Origin of the sequence: Candidatus Symbiopectobacterium sp. NZEC127, from assembly GCF_025962675.1 — a bacterium.
Lineage (GTDB): Bacteria > Pseudomonadota > Gammaproteobacteria > Enterobacterales > Enterobacteriaceae > Symbiopectobacterium.
On record NZ_JAGFPG010000004.1, the window covers coordinates 388,870 to 406,046 of the forward strand.

Sequence of the window (17,177 nt, forward strand, 5' to 3'; positions counted from 1 at the left end):
GCGGAGATGGCACGATGAAACTTGAATTTTCAATTTATCGCTACAACCCGGATGTTGACGACGCGCCGCATATGCAGGAGTACACGCTGGAGGCGGAGGAAGGGCGCGACATGATGTTACTTGACGCGCTGATCCAACTGAAAGAGCAAGATCCTACGCTGGCGTTCCGTCGCTCTTGCCGTGAAGGGGTCTGTGGTTCTGACGGCCTGAACATGAACGGCAAAAACGGGCTGGCTTGCATCACGCCAGTCTCGGCGCTGCAACGGGCTAAAGGTAAAATTGTCATCCGTCCATTGCCGGGATTACCGGTAATCCGCGATTTGGTGGTGGACATGGGACAGTTCTATGCCCAATATGAGAAAATAAAGCCTTACTTGTTGAATAATGGACAGAATCCACCGGCGCGTGAACATTTGCAGTCGCCGGACCAGCGTGCCAAGCTGGATGGATTGTATGAGTGCATCATGTGCGCCTGCTGTTCCACGTCTTGTCCGTCGTTCTGGTGGAACCCGGATAAATTTGTGGGCCCGGCGGGGCTGCTGGCGGCTTACCGTTTCCTGATCGACAGCCGTGATACGGAAACCAAGCCGCGACTGGATGCGCTGGATGATGCCTTCAGCGTATTCCGCTGCCACAGCATCATGAACTGTGTCAATGTCTGCCCGAAAGGACTCAACCCCACGCGGGCGATTGGGCACATCAAATCGATGTTGTTGCAACGCGGGGCCTAAAGTACCGCGCGAAACCGCGTAAGCGCCGCCGCGCAGAGAAATTACGGCGCGGCGCAGAGGTAAAACTGCCGTAGTGTGCAGTGGTAAGACGTAACATGATTATCCCCCCCGGCGGTTAGCGGGGGGATGATAGGAAACCTTTAAAAACGGGCTTGTGCGCCAAACCGGTTTTTAAAGGTTCCTTAAAGGGTAAGGATACCCTGGCCCTGCGTATCTGACAGGGAAATGAACCGTTTACGGTGCCTGGTTTTTTTACGGCACAGGACATGTTAACCACGGCGAAAACTGAAGCTTATTAGCTTAAGGGATCACAATGCAGAACGGCGCAATGAAGGCCTGGCTGGATTCCTCCTATCTGGCGGGCGCGAACCAGTCCTACATAGAACAGCTCTATGAAGATTTTTTAACCGATCCGGATTCTATCGATCTTAGCTGGCGGTCTATCTTCCAGCAGTTGCCTACGGCGGGGGTCAAACCCGATCAACTGCACTCCAAAACGCGCGACTATTTCCGCCGTCTGGCGAAAGATGCCTCGCGCTTTAGCTCCTCTGTGACCGATCCTGACATTGACGCCAAGCAGGTCAAAGTATTGCAGCTGATTAACGCGTTTCGTTTCCGTGGACATCAGCAAGCCAAGCTGGACCCGATCGATTTACGCCCGCAAGCCCCGGTTGCTGAACTCGATCTGGCCTACCATAACCTGACGGCAGATGACCTTCAGGATTCCTATAACGTGGGCTCTTTTGCCATTGGCAAAGAGACCATGAAGCTCGGTGAATTGTATGACGCCTTGAAGCGCACCTACTGCGGTTCTATCGGTGCGGAATACATGCACATCACCAGCACCGATGAAAAACGCTGGATTCAGCAGCGTATCGAATCCATTACCGGCCAGCCTTCTTTTAGTTTGGAAGAGAAGTATCGCTTCCTGAAAGAGCTGACGGCGGCGGAAGGGCTTGAGCGCTATTTGGGTGCCAAATACCCGGGCGCTAAACGCTTCTCGCTGGAAGGTGGCGATGCGCTGGTGCCGATGCTCAAAGAGATGATCCGCCACGCGGGCAACAACGGCACGCGCGAAGTGGTGTTGGGCATGGCGCACCGTGGCCGCCTCAACGTGCTGGTTAACGTACTGGGCAAAAAGCCGCAGGATTTGTTCGATGAGTTTGCCGGTAAGCACAAAGAGCATCTCGGCACCGGTGATGTGAAATACCATCAGGGCTTTTCGTCTGAATTCGCGACTGAAGGCGGTCTGGTGCATCTGGCGCTGGCGTTTAACCCCTCGCATCTTGAGATTGTCAGCCCGGTGGTGACCGGTTCCGTGCGTGCGCGCCTCGATCGTCTCAGCAGTGAGAGCGGTCCACGCGTGTTGCCGGTGACCATTCACGGCGATGCCGCCATCAGTGGGCAGGGCGTGGTGCAGGAACTGCTGAACATGTCCACCGTGCGCGGCTACGAAGTGGGCGGTACGTTGCGTATCGTGATCAACAACCGCATTGGTTTCACCACCTCCAACCCGCTGGATATTCGTTCCACGGAATATTGCACCGACATTGGCAAGATGGTGCAGGCACCGATTTTCCACGTCAACGCTGACGACCCGGAAGCGGTCGCCTATGTGACGCGTCTGGCGCTGGATTTCCGCAATGAGTTCAAACGCGATGTGTTTATCGATCTGATTTGCTACCGTCGTCATGGTCACAACGAAGCGGATGAGCCAAGTGCCACGCAGCCGATGATGTACCAGAAGATCAAAAAACACCCGACGCCGCGCAAGGTGTATGCCGATCGCCTGGAACTGGAAAAAAGCATCACGCTGGAAGATGCCACCGTACAGGTTAACCTGTATCGCGACGCGTTGGACGCGGGCGAATGTGTGGTGGAAGAGTGGCGTGAAATGGACATGCAATCCTTTACCTGGACGCCTTACCTGAACCACGAGTGGGATGAACCCTATCCGCACAAAGTGGAGATGAAACGCCTGCAAGAGTTGGCAAAACGCATCAGTGAAGTGCCGGAAGCCATCGAGACGCATCCGCGTGTTACCAAGGTGTATGCCGATCGTGCCGAAATGGCGTTGGGTAATAAGCCTTTCGATTGGGGCGGCGCCGAAACCCTGGCTTACGCCACGCTGGTGGATGACGGTATTCCTATACGTATTTCCGGTGAAGACAGCGGCCGTGGCACTTTCTTCCACCGCCACGCCGTGGTGCATAACCAAAAGAATGGCTCGAGCTACACGCCGCTGGAACACGTGCATAACGCGCAGGGCACGTTTAACGTGTGGGACTCGGTGTTGTCCGAAGAGGCGATTCTGGCGTTTGAATACGGATATGCCACGGCAGAGCCGCGCACGTTGACCATTTGGGAAGCGCAGTTCGGCGATTTCGCCAACGGTGCGCAGGTGGTGATCGATCAGTTCATCAGCTCCGGTGAGCAGAAATGGGGACGCATGTGCGGCCTGGTAATGCTGTTGCCGCACGGCTATGAAGGTCAGGGTCCGGAGCACTCCTCCGCGCGACTCGAGCGTTATCTGCAACTGTGCGCTGAACAAAACATGCAGGTGTGCATTCCGTCGACCCCGGCGCAGGTTTACCATATGTTGCGTCGTCAGGCGCTACGCGGTATGCGGCGTCCGCTGGTGGTGATGTCACCGAAATCGCTGTTGCGCCATCCGCTGGCGATCTCCTCGTTGGAAGAGTTGGCAAACGGTGCGTTCCAGCCGGCTATCGGTGAAATTGACGAACTTGATCCGCAAGGAGTGAAGCGCGTCGTGCTCTGTTCCGGCAAGGTCTACTATGATTTATTGGAACAGCGTCGTAAGAATGAACAGAACAACGTGGCGATTGTGCGCATCGAGCAACTCTACCCGTTCCCGCAGCAGGCGGTACAAGCGGCGTTAGCGCCGTTTGCGCATGTGCATGATTTTGTCTGGTGTCAGGAAGAGCCGCTTAATCAGGGAGCATGGTATTGCAGCCAGCACCATTTCCGCGAAGTGATTCCCTTTGGAGCGTCTTTGCGTTACGCCGGACGCCCGGCCTCCGCCTCTCCGGCGGTCGGTTATATGTCTGTGCATCAGAAACAACAGCAAGATCTGGTTAACGACGCGCTGAACGTTGATTAAATAAAAGGATAGATAATGAGTAGCGTAGATATTCTTGTCCCTGACCTTCCCGAATCGGTAGCGGATGCTTCCGTGGCGACCTGGCATAAAAATCCGGGTGACAGCGTCCAGCGTGATGAAGTGCTGGTCGAAATTGAAACCGATAAAGTGGTGCTGGAAGTGCCTGCGCCTGAAGCGGGCGTGCTGGATGCCGTGCTGGAAAGCGAAGGCGCTACGGTGACATCGCGCCAAATTCTTGGGCGTCTGCGTCGGGGCGACAGTTCCGGTAAAGAAACCAGCGAAAAATCGCAGAGCAAAGAGTCTACGCCTGCCCAGCGCCATACCGCCGGGTTGACCGAAGAGAACAACGACGCGCTCAGTCCGGCAATTCGTCGTCTGATCGGTGAGCACGGTCTGGATGCGGCTGCGATCAAAGGCAGCGGCGTCGGTGGACGTATCACGCGTGAAGATGTGGAGAAGCATCTGGCGGCGCAGACGCAGGCTGCCAGCGGCAGTGATAAAAAAGCGGAGAAAGCGCAAGCTGCACCCGCTTTGGCCCACCGCAGCGAAAAACGTGTGCCGATGACGCGCCTGCGTAAGCGTGTTGCGGAACGCCTGCTCGAAGCGAAAAACAGTACCGCCATGTTGACGACCTTTAACGAAGTCAACATGAAGCCGATTATGGACCTGCGTCAGCAGTACGGCGATGCGTTTGAAAAACGCCACGGCGTGCGCCTGGGCTTTATGTCGTTCTACATCAAAGCCGTGGTGGAAGCGTTGAAACGCTACCCCGAGGTGAACGCCTCCATTGACGGCGAAGATGTGGTGTACCACAACTATTTTGATGTCAGTATCGCGGTCTCCACGCCGCGCGGTCTGGTCACGCCAGTGCTGCGCGATGTCGATGCGCTGGGTATGGCTGATGTTGAGAAGAAAATCAAAGATCTCGCGCTGAAAGGGCGCGACGGCAAACTGACGGTAGAAGAACTGACCGGCGGTAATTTCACCATTACCAACGGTGGCGTGTTCGGCTCCCTGATGTCCACGCCAATCATCAACCCGCCGCAAAGCGCGATTCTGGGCATGCATGCCATCAAAGACAGGCCGATGGCCGTGGAGGGTCAGGTGGTGATTCTACCGATGATGTATCTGGCGCTTTCTTACGATCACCGGCTGATTGATGGTCGCGAATCCGTGGGCTTTTTGGTCACGGTAAAAGAGATGCTGGAAGATCCAACACGCCTGCTGCTGGATGTATAGCGTGTGATGACGTAGACCGCCGCCGCCTGCCGAGCGGCGGTCATACGGGAGTATTGGTTTACTTTGTGCTATGCAGCCGCCCCTGGCGGCGTTATCCAATAATATCAAGAAAGTCATGCGACTTATCTTCAAACCGAGATGGATAGAACATCATGAATTTACATGAATATCAGGCAAAACAGCTCTTTGCTCGATATGGCCTGCCGGCGCCGACCGGTTATGCCTGCACCACGCCGCGCGAAGCAGAAGAGGCCGCCTCGAAAATTGGCACCGGTCCGTGGGTGGTGAAATGCCAGGTGCATGCGGGTGGCCGTGGTAAAGCGGGCGGCGTAAAAGTGGTGAGCAGCAAAGAAGATATTCGCGCGTTTGCGGAAAATTGGCTGGGCAAACGTTTGGTGACCTACCAAACGGATGCGCAAGGTCAGCCTGTACACCAGATTCTGGTGGAAGCCGCAACCGACATCGATCAAGAACTCTATCTCGGTGCCGTGGTCGATCGCGCTACGCGTCGCGTGGTGTTTATGGCCTCGACTGAAGGCGGGGTGGAAATTGAAAAAGTCGCGGAAGAGACGCCGGAACTGATTCATAAAGCCGCGCTCGATCCGTTGACCGGCCCGCAGCCTTATCAGGGCCGTGAGCTGGCCTTTAAACTGGGCCTGAGCGGCAAGCAAGTGGCGCAGTTCACCAAGATTTTCATGGGACTGGCGACGCTGTTCCTGGAGCGCGATCTGGCGCTGGTGGAGATTAACCCGCTGGTGATCACCAAGCAGGGCGATCTGATCTGTCTGGACGGCAAACTCGGCGCTGACGGCAATGCATTGTTCCGTCAGCCGGAACTGCGTGAAATGCGCGATCCGAGTCAGGAAGATTCCCGCGAGGCGCACGCGGCGCAGTGGGAACTGAACTATGTGGCGCTCGATGGCAATATCGGCTGCATGGTGAACGGTGCGGGTCTTGCCATGGGCACCATGGACATCGTCAAACTGCACGGCGGCGCACCGGCCAACTTCCTGGATGTGGGCGGTGGCGCAACTAAAGAGCGCGTAACGGAAGCCTTTAAAATCATTCTCTCCGACGACAATGTGAAAGCGGTACTGGTCAATATCTTTGGCGGTATCGTGCGCTGCGACCTGATTGCTGATGGCATCATCGGTGCGGTAGCCGAAGTGGGCGTTAACGTACCTGTGGTGGTGCGCCTGGAAGGAAACAATGCGGAACTGGGTGCCAAGAAACTGGCGGACAGCGGCCTGAATATCATCGCCGCCACCAGTTTGACAGATGCGGCTCAGCAGGTTGTGAAGGCAGCGGAGGGTAAATAATGTCTATTTTGATTGATAAACACACGAAAGTCATTTGCCAGGGATTTACCGGCAGCCAAGGCACCTTCCACTCTGAGCAAGCACTCGCTTACGGTACGCAACTGGTGGGCGGCGTGACGCCTGGTAAAGGCGGCACAGAACATTTGGGTTTGCCGGTGTTTAATACCGTGCGCGAAGCGGTGGAAGCGACCGGCGCTACGGCTTCGGTGATCTACGTACCGGCACCGTTTTGCAAAGACTCGATTCTGGAAGCGATTGATGCGGGTATTGAGCTGGTTATCTGTATCACTGAAGGTATCCCGACGCTGGATATGCTGACCGTGAAGGTGAAGCTGGAACAGAGCGGCGTGCGGATGATTGGGCCGAACTGCCCGGGCGTCATTACGCCGGGTGAATGCAAAATTGGCATTATGCCCGGCCATATTCACAAGCCGGGTAAAGTGGGGATCGTTTCACGTTCAGGAACGCTGACCTACGAAGCGGTTAAACAGACCACGGATACCGGGTTGGGTCAGTCAAGCTGTGTCGGTATCGGCGGCGACCCGATTCCAGGCTCCAACTTTATCGATATTCTGGCGCTGTTCGAGCAGGATCCGCAAACCGAGGCCATCGTAATGATCGGTGAAATCGGTGGCACGGCGGAAGAAGAAGCGGCAGCCTATATCAAAGCGCATGTTACCAAACCGGTGGTAGGGTACATCGCCGGTGTGACGGCACCGAAGGGCAAGCGCATGGGCCATGCGGGTGCCATCATTGCCGGTGGTAAAGGCACGGCGGATGATAAATTCGCTGCGCTGGAAGCCGCTGGCGTGAAAACGGTACGCAGCCTGGCAGATATCGGCGAAGCAGTGAAAGCCGCATTGGCGCGCTAGTACCGGCTACTACCGTCATTCTCGCGAAAGCGGGAATCTCTTGCAGGTGAAACGCGTTTCTTCTCACAGAGATCCCCGGCTTTCGCCGAGGATGACGAGGAATAAAGTGCAGTTTGGGGGCCATCTTTGGATGGCCCTTTTTTATTGTCTGTACCGTAATAAAAGAGGAATACAAAAATAATTAAGACCCGTTATTAATCTAGTGCTCAATATATTAACCATGGCAACATTAAATTAACAATTTAAACAATGTGGTTATGGTTAAATCATCTACGCTTGATAGGGCAGAAAATTAACTCTGCGCGAGCAAGTCAAAAATTGGTTTGCTAATTGATGCCGTTGTTACGTTTATTTCTACATTTATTTAACAACTAATAGCATGGCGAAAACCTGGTAAACCAGAAATTAACATTAGCGGCGCTATTTGCGCGAGATCAAAATCTTAAGCTGGCTATAAACAGGGAAATACGCTTAAATTGCGCCACATCAATTTTCACCGAAGGTGCGCCGAAAGGGTAAAGTTGATTTGAAACCAAAAACACAATCTGTGTCACGTAAAAACCTATTTATTGTAGGGGATTACAAGCGTAATATAGCCGCTACCCTGTTTGTGGTATCGTTTTAAGCTATTTTTAACGTGTTTTCTTTGGCTTGTTATTGGTTTAACGGTGAACTCTCGCTGTTTATAAAAGCCGGTTCTGAAGCAATTTTCTGTTGTGTTCTTTTTGGGTGTTTAGCGGCTTGTTGGCATTGACAAGCTAAAACCTTCCTGCGAGGAGCAAGGAGTCAAGATGTTTGATATAGTCGAACTGTCACGTTTACAGTTTGCCTTAACCGCGATGTACCATTTCCTTTTCGTACCATTAACGCTGGGGATGGCGTTTTTGTTGGCGATCATGGAAACGGTCTATGTGCTAACGGGCAAACAAATCTACAAGGATATGACCAAGTTCTGGGGCAAATTGTTTGGTATCAACTTTGCACTCGGCGTGGCCACCGGGCTGACCATGGAGTTCCAGTTCGGTACTAACTGGTCCTATTTCTCTCACTATGTCGGGGACATTTTCGGCGCGCCGCTGGCGATTGAAGGCCTGATGGCGTTCTTCCTCGAATCAACGTTTGTTGGCTTGTTCTTCTTTGGCTGGGATCGCCTGGGCAAAGTGCAACACATGGCCGTGACCTGGCTGGTGGCGTTGGGGTCCAACTTCTCCGCGCTGTGGATTCTGGTCGCGAACGGCTGGATGCAAAACCCCATCGCATCCGAATTCAATTTCGAAACCATGCGCATGGAAATGGTGAGTTTCTCTCAACTGGTGCTGAATCCGGTTGCGCAGGTGAAATTCGTCCATACCGTGGCCGCAGGTTACACCACCGGTGCCATGTTCATTCTGGGTATCAGTGCTTACTATCTGCTCAAGGGCCGTGATTTGGCCTTTGCCAAACGCTCATTCGCCATCGCTGCCAGCTTCGGCACTGCGGCTGTGCTGTCAGTTATCGTACTGGGTGATGAATCCGGCTATGAAATGGGCGACGTCCAAAAAACCAAGCTGGCCGCGATTGAAGCCGAGTGGGAAACCCAACCGGCACCTGCCAGCTTTACGCTGTTCGCCATTCCTAATCAGGACAAAATGGAGAACCAGTTCGCGGTGCGCATTCCGTTTATGCTGGGGCTTATCGCCACGCGTTCGACGGATGGCGTGGTGCTGGGGCTGCGTGAGCTGATGGATGGTCATCAGGTGCGTATTCGCAACGGCATCAAAGCGTATGAGTTGCTGGAACAGCTGCGTGCGGGTAATACCGATCCGGCGGTGCGTGAAGCCTTTAACCAGACCAAACAGGATCTGGGTTACGGCATGCTGCTCAAACGCTACACGACGGACGTTGCTAACGCGACAGAAGCGCAAATTCAGCAGGCGACCAAGGATTCAATTCCTCGCGTTGCGCCACTCTACTTCTCGTTCCGCATCATGGTGGCCTGTGGCGTACTGATGCTGCTGATTATCGGCCTGTCGTTCTGGAGCGTGATCAGAAACCGTATCGGTAAAAACAAGCTGCTGCTGCGTGCGGCCTTGTTCGGTATTCCGTTACCGTGGATTGCGGTTGAAGCCGGTTGGTTTGTTGCTGAGTACGGTCGCCAACCGTGGGCTATCGGTGAAGTGCTGCCAACGGCGGTGGCGAACTCTTCGCTCACGGCCGGTGACATCCTGCTGTCGATGGGCTTGATTTGCGGTTTGTATACGTTGTTCCTGGTCGCCGAAATGTATCTGATGTTCAAATTCGCGCGCCTCGGCCCAAGCAGCCTGAAAACAGGGCGTTACCACTTTGAACAGCCGTTGACGCTGGCTCAGGACGCACGGTAAACAGGAGTCCACTATGTTTGAATATGAAGTATTACGTTTTATCTGGTGGCTGTTGATTGGCGTGCTGATGATTGGTTTCGCCATCACTGACGGCTTTGATATGGGCGTCGGCGTGCTGGTGCGCGTGATGGGGCGTAATGATGTAGAACGCCGTATCATGATCAACAGTATCGCTCCGCACTGGGACGGTAACCAGGTGTGGCTTATCACCGCGGGTGGGGCATTGTTTGCTGCCTGGCCGATGGTGTATGCCGCCGCGTTCTCCGGTTTCTATATCGCGATGATTCTGGTGCTGGCATCGTTGTTCTTCCGCCCGATCGGTTTTGACTACCGTTCCAAGCTGGAAGACCCGCGTTGGCGCAACATGTGGGACTGGGGCATCTTCATCGGTAGCTTTGTGCCACCGGTGGTGATCGGTGTGGCGTTCGGTAACCTGTTGCAGGGCGTGCCGTTCCATATTGATGCCAGTGCCAGGTTGTTCTACACCGGTAGCTTCTTCCAATTGCTCAACCCGTTTGGCCTGTTGGCGGGCGTTGTCAGCCTGACCATGATCCTGACTCAAGGGGCTACCTACCTGATGATGCGCACCAACGGCGATCTGCATGTGCGTTCCAAAGGTGCAGCTCAGTTGTCGGCGTTGGTGATGATGGTGACCTTTGCGTTGGCTGGCGTGTGGGTGATTTACGGTATCGATGGTTACACCATCACCTCCGTGCTGGACAAGGCGGCAGAGTCTAACCCGTTGCACAAAGAAGTGGCGCATCAGGCCGGTGCCTGGTTGGCTAACTTCACGGCGCATCCGGTGCTGTGGGCGATCCCGCTGTTGGGCGTGGTGTTGCCGCTGCTGACTATCACGACGGCGCGTGCTAACAAGGGCGGCCTGGCCTTCCTGTTCAGTTCGCTGACTATCGCCTGCGTTATCCTGACCGCTGGGGTTGCCATGTTCCCGTTTGTGATGCCTTCCATCACACAACCGAACGTGAGCCTGACCATGTGGGATGCCACCTCGAGCCTGTACACGCTGAAAGTGATGACGATCGTCGCGATTATTTTTGTACCCATCGTGCTCTCTTACACGGCATGGTGTTACTACAAAATGTTCGGTCGCATTACCAAAGAGCATATTGAACAGAACACCCACTCTCTGTACTAAGTAAGGAGCTTAATGATGTGGTATTTTGCCTGGATACTCGGAACGCTTCTTGCTTGTTCGCTGGGGATTATTACCGCTCTGGCGTTAGAGCAGAGTGAAGCGACCAAAGCGAAAGCGGCAGAAGACAACGCGCAATGAGTAGTCTGGTTGATAAACTCTACCAGCTAATGGACAAGGGCCCGTTACGGGCTCTTGCCCTGCTCATGGCATTGCTGATGGCAGGCTGTGTGATGTGGGACCCGACACGCTTTGCCGCGCGTACCAGCGCGTTGGAAGTGTGGCAAGGCCCGTTGCTGGTGTGGGCGGTGTGCACCGGTGTGATATACGGGGTAGGGTTTCGCCAACAGCGCCTGCTGTGGCGCGTGATTTTTGCGCCTTTTCCTGCCTTTGTGATCCTGCTCGCAGGGCTTATTTACTTCTTTCGCTAGTATTACCGTCTATTCCGTTTGGTTATGGGTTGCGCGCAACCCATAATTATTTTATTTCCCTCTAAGCTAGCCATTCCAAACCTCATTTCTCTTGCGTATAGTAGCGGTGTTTCGTTGTATTACCGGGATGTAGAGTGAGCAATACGTTGTTTCGTTGGCCTGTGCGTGTCTACTATGAAGACACAGACGCCGGTGGCGTGGTGTATCACGCCCGTTATATCGCCTTTTATGAGCGTGCGCGGACAGAAATGTTACGCCAGCACGGCTTTCATCAGTGCGCCTTGCTGGAAGAGCATGTGGCTTTCGCTGTGCGCCGTATGGCGGTCGAGTATTTTTCTCCGGCCCGTCTGGATGATTTATTGAACGTAGAGAGTGAAATCACAGTGATACGCGGTGCTTCTCTCACGTTTGCTCAGCGTATTCTCAATTCTCACGGCGATCTGTTGAGTCAGGCCGACGTATTGATCGCTTGTATCGATCCACATCACATGAAGCCCATCGCGCTTCCTAAGTCTATTGTCGCGGAGTTTAAGCAGTGACTGACATGAATATCCTTGATTTGTTCCTGAAAGCCAGTCTTTTAGTGAAACTTATCATGCTGGTTTTGATTGGTTTTTCCATCGCTTCTTGGGCGATCATCATCCAACGCACGCGCATTTTGAATACCGCTACGCGTGAAGCTGAAGCCTTTGAAGATAAATTCTGGTCAGGCATTGAACTCTCCCGGCTGTATCAGGAAAGTCAGACGCGCCGCGATTCGCTGGCAGGTTCAGAGCAGATCTTCTATTCCGGCTTTAAAGAGTTTGCCCGGTTGCATCGGGCTAACAGCCATGCGCCGGAAGCCGTGGTGGAAGGGGCTTCTCGCGCCATGCGTATTTCCTTTAACCGCGAGTTGGAAATGCTTGAAACCCACATCCCGTTCTTGGGAACCGTCGGCTCTATCAGCCCGTATATCGGCCTGTTCGGTACCGTGTGGGGGATCATGCACGCCTTTATCGCGTTGGGTGCGGTTAAGCAGGCCACGTTGCAAATGGTTGCTCCGGGTATTGCCGAGGCACTGATTGCGACCGCGATTGGTCTGTTTGCGGCAATCCCGGCGGTAATGGCCTATAACCGTCTGAATCAGCGCGTGAATAAACTGGAGCAGAACTACGACAACTTCATGGAAGAGTTCATCGCTATCCTGCATCGTCAGGCCTTCACTGAAAATAGCAAGTAATCAGGAGGCAGCATGGCTCGTTCACGTGGTCGCCGGGATCTAAAATCCGAAATTAACATCGTTCCATTGCTGGACGTGCTATTGGTGTTGTTGCTGATTTTCATGGCAACGGCACCCATCATCACGCAGAGTGTGGAAGTGGATTTGCCTGATGCGACAGATTCCAAAACCGTCTCCACTAACGATAACCCGCCTGTTATCGTTGAGGTGTCGGGCGTAGGCCAGTACAGCTTGGTTATCGAGCAAAAGCGGATGGAGCAACTTCCCGCAGAGCAGATTGTGGCGGAAGCCCAGGCGCGTATGGTTGAGAATCCCAAGTCAGTGTTTTTGATCGGTGGCGCGAAAGATGTGCCCTACGAAGAGATCATCAAGGCACTGAACCTGCTGCGTCAGGCCGGGGTTAAATCAGTAGGTCTGATGACTCAGCCTATATAATCAATGCGTTGCAGTCAAAGCGTGACGTTTTTTCTGGCAATCGTTAATTACAGCAACACAGTATTTGGGAATCGCTTGTGCTAAAGGCCACCGAAAAACCTGATAAGTTAAAACGCGCTATTATCGTCTCGGCCGTTTTGCACATCATACTGATTGCTTTGCTGGTTTGGAGCTCATTCCATTCCTCTATGGATGCCAGTGGCGGCGGTGGCGGCGGCTCGGCAATCGATGCGGTAATGGTTGATCCCAATGCCGTTGTCGAACAGTACAACCGCCAGCAACAGCAGCAGAGCGATGCAAAGCGTGCTGAACAATTGCGCAAAAAGCAGGCTGAACAGCAGGCTGATGAGTTACAGCAAAAGCAGGCTGCTGAGCAACAGCGCTTAAAAGAGCTAGAGAAAGAACGCCTGCAAGCGCAAGAAGACGCCAAGCAGCAGGCGCAAGAGCAGGCCGAGCAGCGTAAGCAGTCAGAAGCCGCTGCCGCTAAGGCCAAAGAACAGCAGCAGCAGGCGGAAGCCGCTGCGGCGAAAGCGAAAGCAGAAGCTGAACAACAAGCCAAAGCCACCGCTGACGCTAAGAAAAAAGCTGAAGAAGAAGTGAAGAAACAGGCAGCCGCTGCTGCTGCCGCGAAAAAGCAGGCTGAAGAAGAAGCCAAGGCCAAAGCGGTAGCCGATGCGAAAGCCAAAACCGATGCTGAAGCCAAGGCGAAAGCGGAAGCCGATGCCAAAGCGAAGGCCGCAGAAGCCAAGGCGGAAGCGGATGCCAAGGCCAAAGCGGAAGCCGATGCCAAAGCAAAAGCTGCTGCTGATGCGAAAGCCAAAGCCGCAGCAGACGCAAAGGCCAAGGCGGCTGCGGATAAAAAAGCCGCAGCGGAAGCCGCGGCACAGTCTGATTCAGTCGACGATCTGCTCGGTGGTTTGGCGTCGTCGAAAAACGCGCCTAAATCGGGTGGCGGTGCGCCAGCCGGCGCCGGTGCGGCGAAAAAGAGCGGTGCCTCCGGTGCCGCCCTGGACAGCTATGGCGGTCAGGTGCGCGCGGCGATCCAGAGTAAATTCTATGATTGGCAGCTTTATCGGGGTAAAACCTGTACATTGCGCATCAAGCTGGCACCGGATGGTCTGCTCGTGTCCGTTGATGCGGAAAGTGGCGATCCGGCACTGTGTCAGGCGGCGATTGCCGCAGCGAAGCAGGCAAGAATACCGAAGCCGCCAAGCACGGATGTGTATGAAGCTTTCAAAAACGCACCGATTGATTTCAAACCGCAATAATCGTGGCGTGCAGTACGAGGCTAAAGGTGCCGCTAAAGCACCTTTAGGACAAGGATGATGGCACCACCCACGGGTATTGTGTTTTGGTGATACCGGTATGTTAAAATTCTGCTAATTTATCCGAGGCGATACCTCTGGATAAGGGAGATGAAATGAAGCAGGCATGTAAAGTTGCACTAGGGTTTTTAATGCTGTGGGTCACAGCGCTGCACGCCGAAGTGCGTATCGAGATTACCCAAGGGGTTGACTCGGCACGTCCAATCGCCGTGGTTCCGTTTAAGTGGGCTGGCGGCGGTGCGGCTCCGGAAGATATTGGTGGTATCGTTGGTGCGGATCTGCGCAACAGCGGTAAATTCAATCCGATCGATCCCAGCCGTATGCCGCAGCAGCCGGGTTCTGCCTCGGAAGTCACCCCTGCGGCCTGGACGGCGCTGGGTATTGATTCCGTTATCATCGGCCAGGTTCAGCCTGGTGCGGACGGCAGCTACGTGATCTCTTACCAACTGGTTGATACCTCGGGTAACCCGGGCAGCGTATTGGCGCAAAACCAGTTCAAGGTCACCAAACAGTGGCTGCGTTATGCCGCGCATACCGCCAGTGATGAAGTGTTCCAGAAATTAACCGGTATCAAAGGTGCTTTCCGTACCCGTATCGCCTATGTGGTGCAGACCAACGGCGGTCAGTTCCCTTACGAACTGCGCGTCTCTGACTACGATGGCTACAACCAGTTTGTGGTGCACCGCTCTCCTGAGCCGTTGATGTCACCGGCCTGGTCACCGGATGGCAGCAAGGTGGCATACGTAACCTTTGAAAGCGGTCGTTCTGCGCTGGTGATTCAAACGTTGGCCAATGGCGCAATCCGTCAGGTTGCGTCCTTCCCGCGTCACAACGGTGCTCCGGCGTTTTCCCCGGATGGCAGCAAACTGGCCTTCGCGCTTTCCAAAAGTGGCAGCCTGAACCTGTATGTCATGGACATCGGCTCCGGTCAGATCCGTCAGGTGACGGATGGTCGCAGCAACAATACTGAGCCAACCTGGTTCCCCGACAGCCAGACTTTGGCATATACTTCGGATCAGGCTGGACGTCCACAAGTCTACAAAATTAACGTCAATGGCGGAGCTCCGCAGCGTATCACCTGGGAAGGGGCGCAGAATCAGGACTCAGAAGTCAGTGACGATGGCAAAATGCTAGTGATGGTGAGCTCCAACGGCGGCGCTCAGCATATTGCTACACAAGATCTGGTGACGGGGGCCGTTCAAGTCATTACGGGCACCTATCTGGACGAAACGCCGAGTATCGCACCGAACGGCACGATGGTGATTTACAGCTCTAAACAAGGGCTGGGCTCAGTGCTGCAACTGGTGTCTACTGACGGACGTTTCAAAGCGCGTCTTCCGGCAACTGATGGACAGGTTAAATTCCCTGCCTGGTCGCCGTATTTATAAACATAAATAATTTTTTCAAAGGACATAAGAGATGCAATTCAATAAAGTACTGAAAGGCCTGATGTTGGCTCTGCCGGTGCTGGCTATCGCCGCATGTAGTTCACACAAGAAAGACGGCAATGACCAGTCTACCGTTGGCACTGCAGGCAGCGGTTATGAAAACGGCAATATGTCTTCTTCTGAGCAGGCTCGCCTGCAAATGCAAGAACTGCAACGCAACAACATCGTATACTTCGATCTGGACAAGTACGATATCCGTTCTGACTTCGCTCAGATGCTGGACGCGCACGCTTCCTTCCTGCGCAGCAACCCGTCCTACAAAGTGACCATCGAAGGTCATGCGGATGAACGCGGTACGCCGGAATACAACATCGCCCTGGGCGAACGTCGCGCAAGCGCTGTTCAGATGTACCTGCAAGGCAAAGGTGTTTCTTCCGATCAGATCTCTATCGTTTCTTACGGTAAAGAGAAACCTGCGGTTCTGGGTCATGACGAAGCTGCATGGTCCAAAAACCGTCGTGCGGTCCTGGTATACTAAGAGCATTGCATGAACAGTAACTTCAGACGTCATCTCGTGGGTCTGTCGTTATTGGTTGGCGTAGCGGTCCCTTGGGCCGCTACTGCCCAAGCGCCAATCAGTAATGTCGGCTCTGGCTCGGTGGAAGACCGTGTCACCCAAATGGAGCGTATTTCCAACGCTCACAGCCAGCTTTTAACTCAACTTCAGCAGCAGCTTTCTGATACGCAGCGCGATATTGACAGTTTGCGCGGGCAGATTCAGGAAAATCAGTACCAGTTAAATCAGGTTGTTGAACGCCAGAAGCAAATCTATCAGCAAATGGATAGCATGGGCTCTTCGTCGTCAACGCCGCCGGCGTCTTCTGCGCCAGCAACCGATACCGGTGCTTCCACCGCCAGCCCCGCCAGCAATGGTGCGGGCGCGGCCGTTGCACCGGCCAGTACGGGTGACGCCAACAGCGACTACAACGCTGCGGCGGCATTGGTGCTAGAGAAAAAGCAGTACGATCAGGCTATTGCTGCCTTTCAGGCATTTATCAAAAAATATCCTGATTCAACCTACCAGCCGAATGCCAACTATTGGCTGGGCCAGTTGAACTACAACAAAGGTAAGAAAGACGACGCCGCTTACTACTTTGCGAACGTGGTCAAGAATTACCCTAAATCCCCCAAAAGTTCCGAAGCCTTACTCAAGGTTGGGGTGATCATGCAGGAAAAGGGGCAGACGGATAAAGCGAAGGCTGTCTACCAGCAGGTCATCAAACAATATCCCAACACCGAAAGCGCCAAGCAGGCACAAAAACGACTGACTGGGCTTTAACCCCTTTCCAGGCACAAAAATTGCGCGTCATGAGCGATTTTTGTGCTTTGTCGTTTGATGATTAAGCAGTTGAACAGTTTTTCAGGAAAATAGGTTGCACTGAGCGGATAAGTTAGTAATATATGCCGCCGTTGCCAAGGCAAGGTGAAAACGCCGAAGTAGCACCATGATGGGTCGTTAGCTCAGTCGGTAGAGCAGTTGACTTTTAATCAATTGGTCGCAGGTTCGAATCCTGCACGACCCACCAT

General features: G+C 53.9%; 16 protein-coding genes and 1 tRNA gene. All 17 read left to right on the plus strand.

Going from position 1 to position 17,177, the window contains the following annotated elements:
* Positions 1–14: 14 nt before the first annotated feature.
* The 17 genes from J5069_RS17505 (at position 15) to J5069_RS17585 (ending at position 17,176) form a co-directional block, all read left to right on the plus strand.
* Positions 15–731, plus strand: a complete 717-nt coding sequence (locus J5069_RS17505; RefSeq protein ID WP_264645061.1) for a succinate dehydrogenase iron-sulfur subunit — start codon at positions 15–17, stop codon at positions 729–731.
* Between the two features lie 313 nt (positions 732–1,044).
* The gene (gene sucA / locus J5069_RS17510; RefSeq protein WP_264645062.1) at positions 1,045–3,852 is read left to right on the plus strand and encodes a 2-oxoglutarate dehydrogenase E1 component; all 2,808 of its coding nucleotides are present in this window, start codon (positions 1,045–1,047) and stop codon (positions 3,850–3,852) included.
* A gap of 15 nt (positions 3,853–3,867) precedes the next feature.
* A complete protein-coding gene (gene odhB / locus J5069_RS17515) occupies positions 3,868–5,091 on the plus strand; it encodes a 2-oxoglutarate dehydrogenase complex dihydrolipoyllysine-residue succinyltransferase (RefSeq protein WP_264645063.1) in 1,224 nt (407 codons plus the stop codon).
* Between the two features lie 152 nt (positions 5,092–5,243).
* A complete protein-coding gene (gene sucC, locus J5069_RS17520; RefSeq protein WP_264645064.1) occupies positions 5,244–6,410 on the plus strand; it encodes an ADP-forming succinate--CoA ligase subunit beta in 1,167 nt (388 codons plus the stop codon).
* On the plus strand, positions 6,410–7,282 hold the full coding sequence (gene sucD, locus J5069_RS17525; protein WP_264645065.1) for a succinate--CoA ligase subunit alpha: 873 nt from the start codon (positions 6,410–6,412) through the stop codon (positions 7,280–7,282). Before sucC ends, sucD begins: the two co-directional genes overlap by 1 nt.
* Before the next feature lie 791 nt (positions 7,283–8,073).
* Complete coding sequence (gene cydA, locus J5069_RS17530; RefSeq protein WP_264645066.1) at positions 8,074–9,642, plus strand: cytochrome ubiquinol oxidase subunit I; 1,569 nt, start codon at positions 8,074–8,076, stop codon at positions 9,640–9,642.
* A 13-nt stretch (positions 9,643–9,655) separates the two neighbouring features.
* Positions 9,656–10,795, plus strand: coding sequence for a cytochrome d ubiquinol oxidase subunit II (gene cydB, locus J5069_RS17535; protein WP_264645067.1), 1,140 nt, complete (start codon positions 9,656–9,658; stop codon positions 10,793–10,795).
* Positions 10,796–10,810: 15 nt separating this feature from the next.
* Complete coding sequence (gene cydX / locus J5069_RS17540; protein WP_195314819.1) at positions 10,811–10,933, plus strand: cytochrome bd-I oxidase subunit CydX; 123 nt, start codon at positions 10,811–10,813, stop codon at positions 10,931–10,933.
* Positions 10,930–11,223, plus strand: a complete 294-nt coding sequence (gene ybgE, locus J5069_RS17545; protein WP_195314803.1) for a cyd operon protein YbgE — start codon at positions 10,930–10,932, stop codon at positions 11,221–11,223. The genes cydX and ybgE overlap by 4 nt, the downstream gene beginning before the upstream one ends.
* A gap of 134 nt (positions 11,224–11,357) precedes the next feature.
* Positions 11,358–11,762: a tol-pal system-associated acyl-CoA thioesterase gene (gene ybgC, locus J5069_RS17550; protein ID WP_264624109.1), complete on the plus strand. Its 405-nt coding sequence runs from the start codon at positions 11,358–11,360 to the stop codon at positions 11,760–11,762.
* Positions 11,759–12,442, plus strand: a complete 684-nt coding sequence (tolQ, locus tag J5069_RS17555) for a Tol-Pal system protein TolQ (protein WP_264645068.1) — start codon at positions 11,759–11,761, stop codon at positions 12,440–12,442. Before ybgC ends, tolQ begins: the two co-directional genes overlap by 4 nt.
* A gap of 12 nt (positions 12,443–12,454) precedes the next feature.
* Complete coding sequence (gene tolR / locus J5069_RS17560) at positions 12,455–12,877, plus strand: colicin uptake protein TolR (RefSeq protein ID WP_264645069.1); 423 nt, start codon at positions 12,455–12,457, stop codon at positions 12,875–12,877.
* 77 nt (positions 12,878–12,954) lie between these two features.
* A complete protein-coding gene (gene tolA / locus J5069_RS17565; RefSeq protein ID WP_264645070.1) occupies positions 12,955–14,145 on the plus strand; it encodes a cell envelope integrity protein TolA in 1,191 nt (396 codons plus the stop codon).
* A 152-nt stretch (positions 14,146–14,297) separates the two neighbouring features.
* The gene (gene tolB, locus J5069_RS17570; protein ID WP_264645071.1) at positions 14,298–15,590 is read left to right on the plus strand and encodes a Tol-Pal system beta propeller repeat protein TolB; all 1,293 of its coding nucleotides are present in this window, start codon (positions 14,298–14,300) and stop codon (positions 15,588–15,590) included.
* 31 nt (positions 15,591–15,621) lie between these two features.
* Positions 15,622–16,128 (plus strand): peptidoglycan-associated lipoprotein Pal, encoded by a 507-nt coding sequence (gene pal, locus J5069_RS17575; protein ID WP_264624106.1) that lies wholly within the window; start codon positions 15,622–15,624, stop codon positions 16,126–16,128.
* A 9-nt stretch (positions 16,129–16,137) separates the two neighbouring features.
* Positions 16,138–16,929, plus strand: a complete 792-nt coding sequence (gene cpoB, locus J5069_RS17580) for a cell division protein CpoB (RefSeq protein WP_264645072.1) — start codon at positions 16,138–16,140, stop codon at positions 16,927–16,929.
* Positions 16,930–17,100: 171 nt separating this feature from the next.
* A tRNA-Lys gene (locus J5069_RS17585) sits at positions 17,101–17,176 on the plus strand.
* Position 17,177: the final 1 nt, after the last annotated feature.

Coding starts and splice junctions, on each gene's coding strand:
- J5069_RS17505 (WP_264645061.1), top strand. CDS start 15: ATGAAACTTGAATTTTCAATTTATCGCTACAACCCGGATGTTGACGAC.
- sucA (WP_264645062.1), top strand. CDS start 1,045: ATGCAGAACGGCGCAATGAAGGCCTGGCTGGATTCCTCCTATCTGGCG.
- odhB (WP_264645063.1), top strand. CDS start 3,868: ATGAGTAGCGTAGATATTCTTGTCCCTGACCTTCCCGAATCGGTAGCG.
- sucC (WP_264645064.1), top strand. CDS start 5,244: ATGAATTTACATGAATATCAGGCAAAACAGCTCTTTGCTCGATATGGC.
- sucD (WP_264645065.1), top strand. CDS start 6,410: ATGTCTATTTTGATTGATAAACACACGAAAGTCATTTGCCAGGGATTT.
- cydA (WP_264645066.1), top strand. CDS start 8,074: ATGTTTGATATAGTCGAACTGTCACGTTTACAGTTTGCCTTAACCGCG.
- cydB (WP_264645067.1), top strand. CDS start 9,656: ATGTTTGAATATGAAGTATTACGTTTTATCTGGTGGCTGTTGATTGGC.
- cydX (WP_195314819.1), top strand. CDS start 10,811: ATGTGGTATTTTGCCTGGATACTCGGAACGCTTCTTGCTTGTTCGCTG.
- ybgE (WP_195314803.1), top strand. CDS start 10,930: ATGAGTAGTCTGGTTGATAAACTCTACCAGCTAATGGACAAGGGCCCG.
- tolR (WP_264645069.1), top strand. CDS start 12,455: ATGGCTCGTTCACGTGGTCGCCGGGATCTAAAATCCGAAATTAACATC.
- tolB (WP_264645071.1), top strand. CDS start 14,298: ATGAAGCAGGCATGTAAAGTTGCACTAGGGTTTTTAATGCTGTGGGTC.
- pal (WP_264624106.1), top strand. CDS start 15,622: ATGCAATTCAATAAAGTACTGAAAGGCCTGATGTTGGCTCTGCCGGTG.
- cpoB (WP_264645072.1), top strand. CDS start 16,138: ATGAACAGTAACTTCAGACGTCATCTCGTGGGTCTGTCGTTATTGGTT.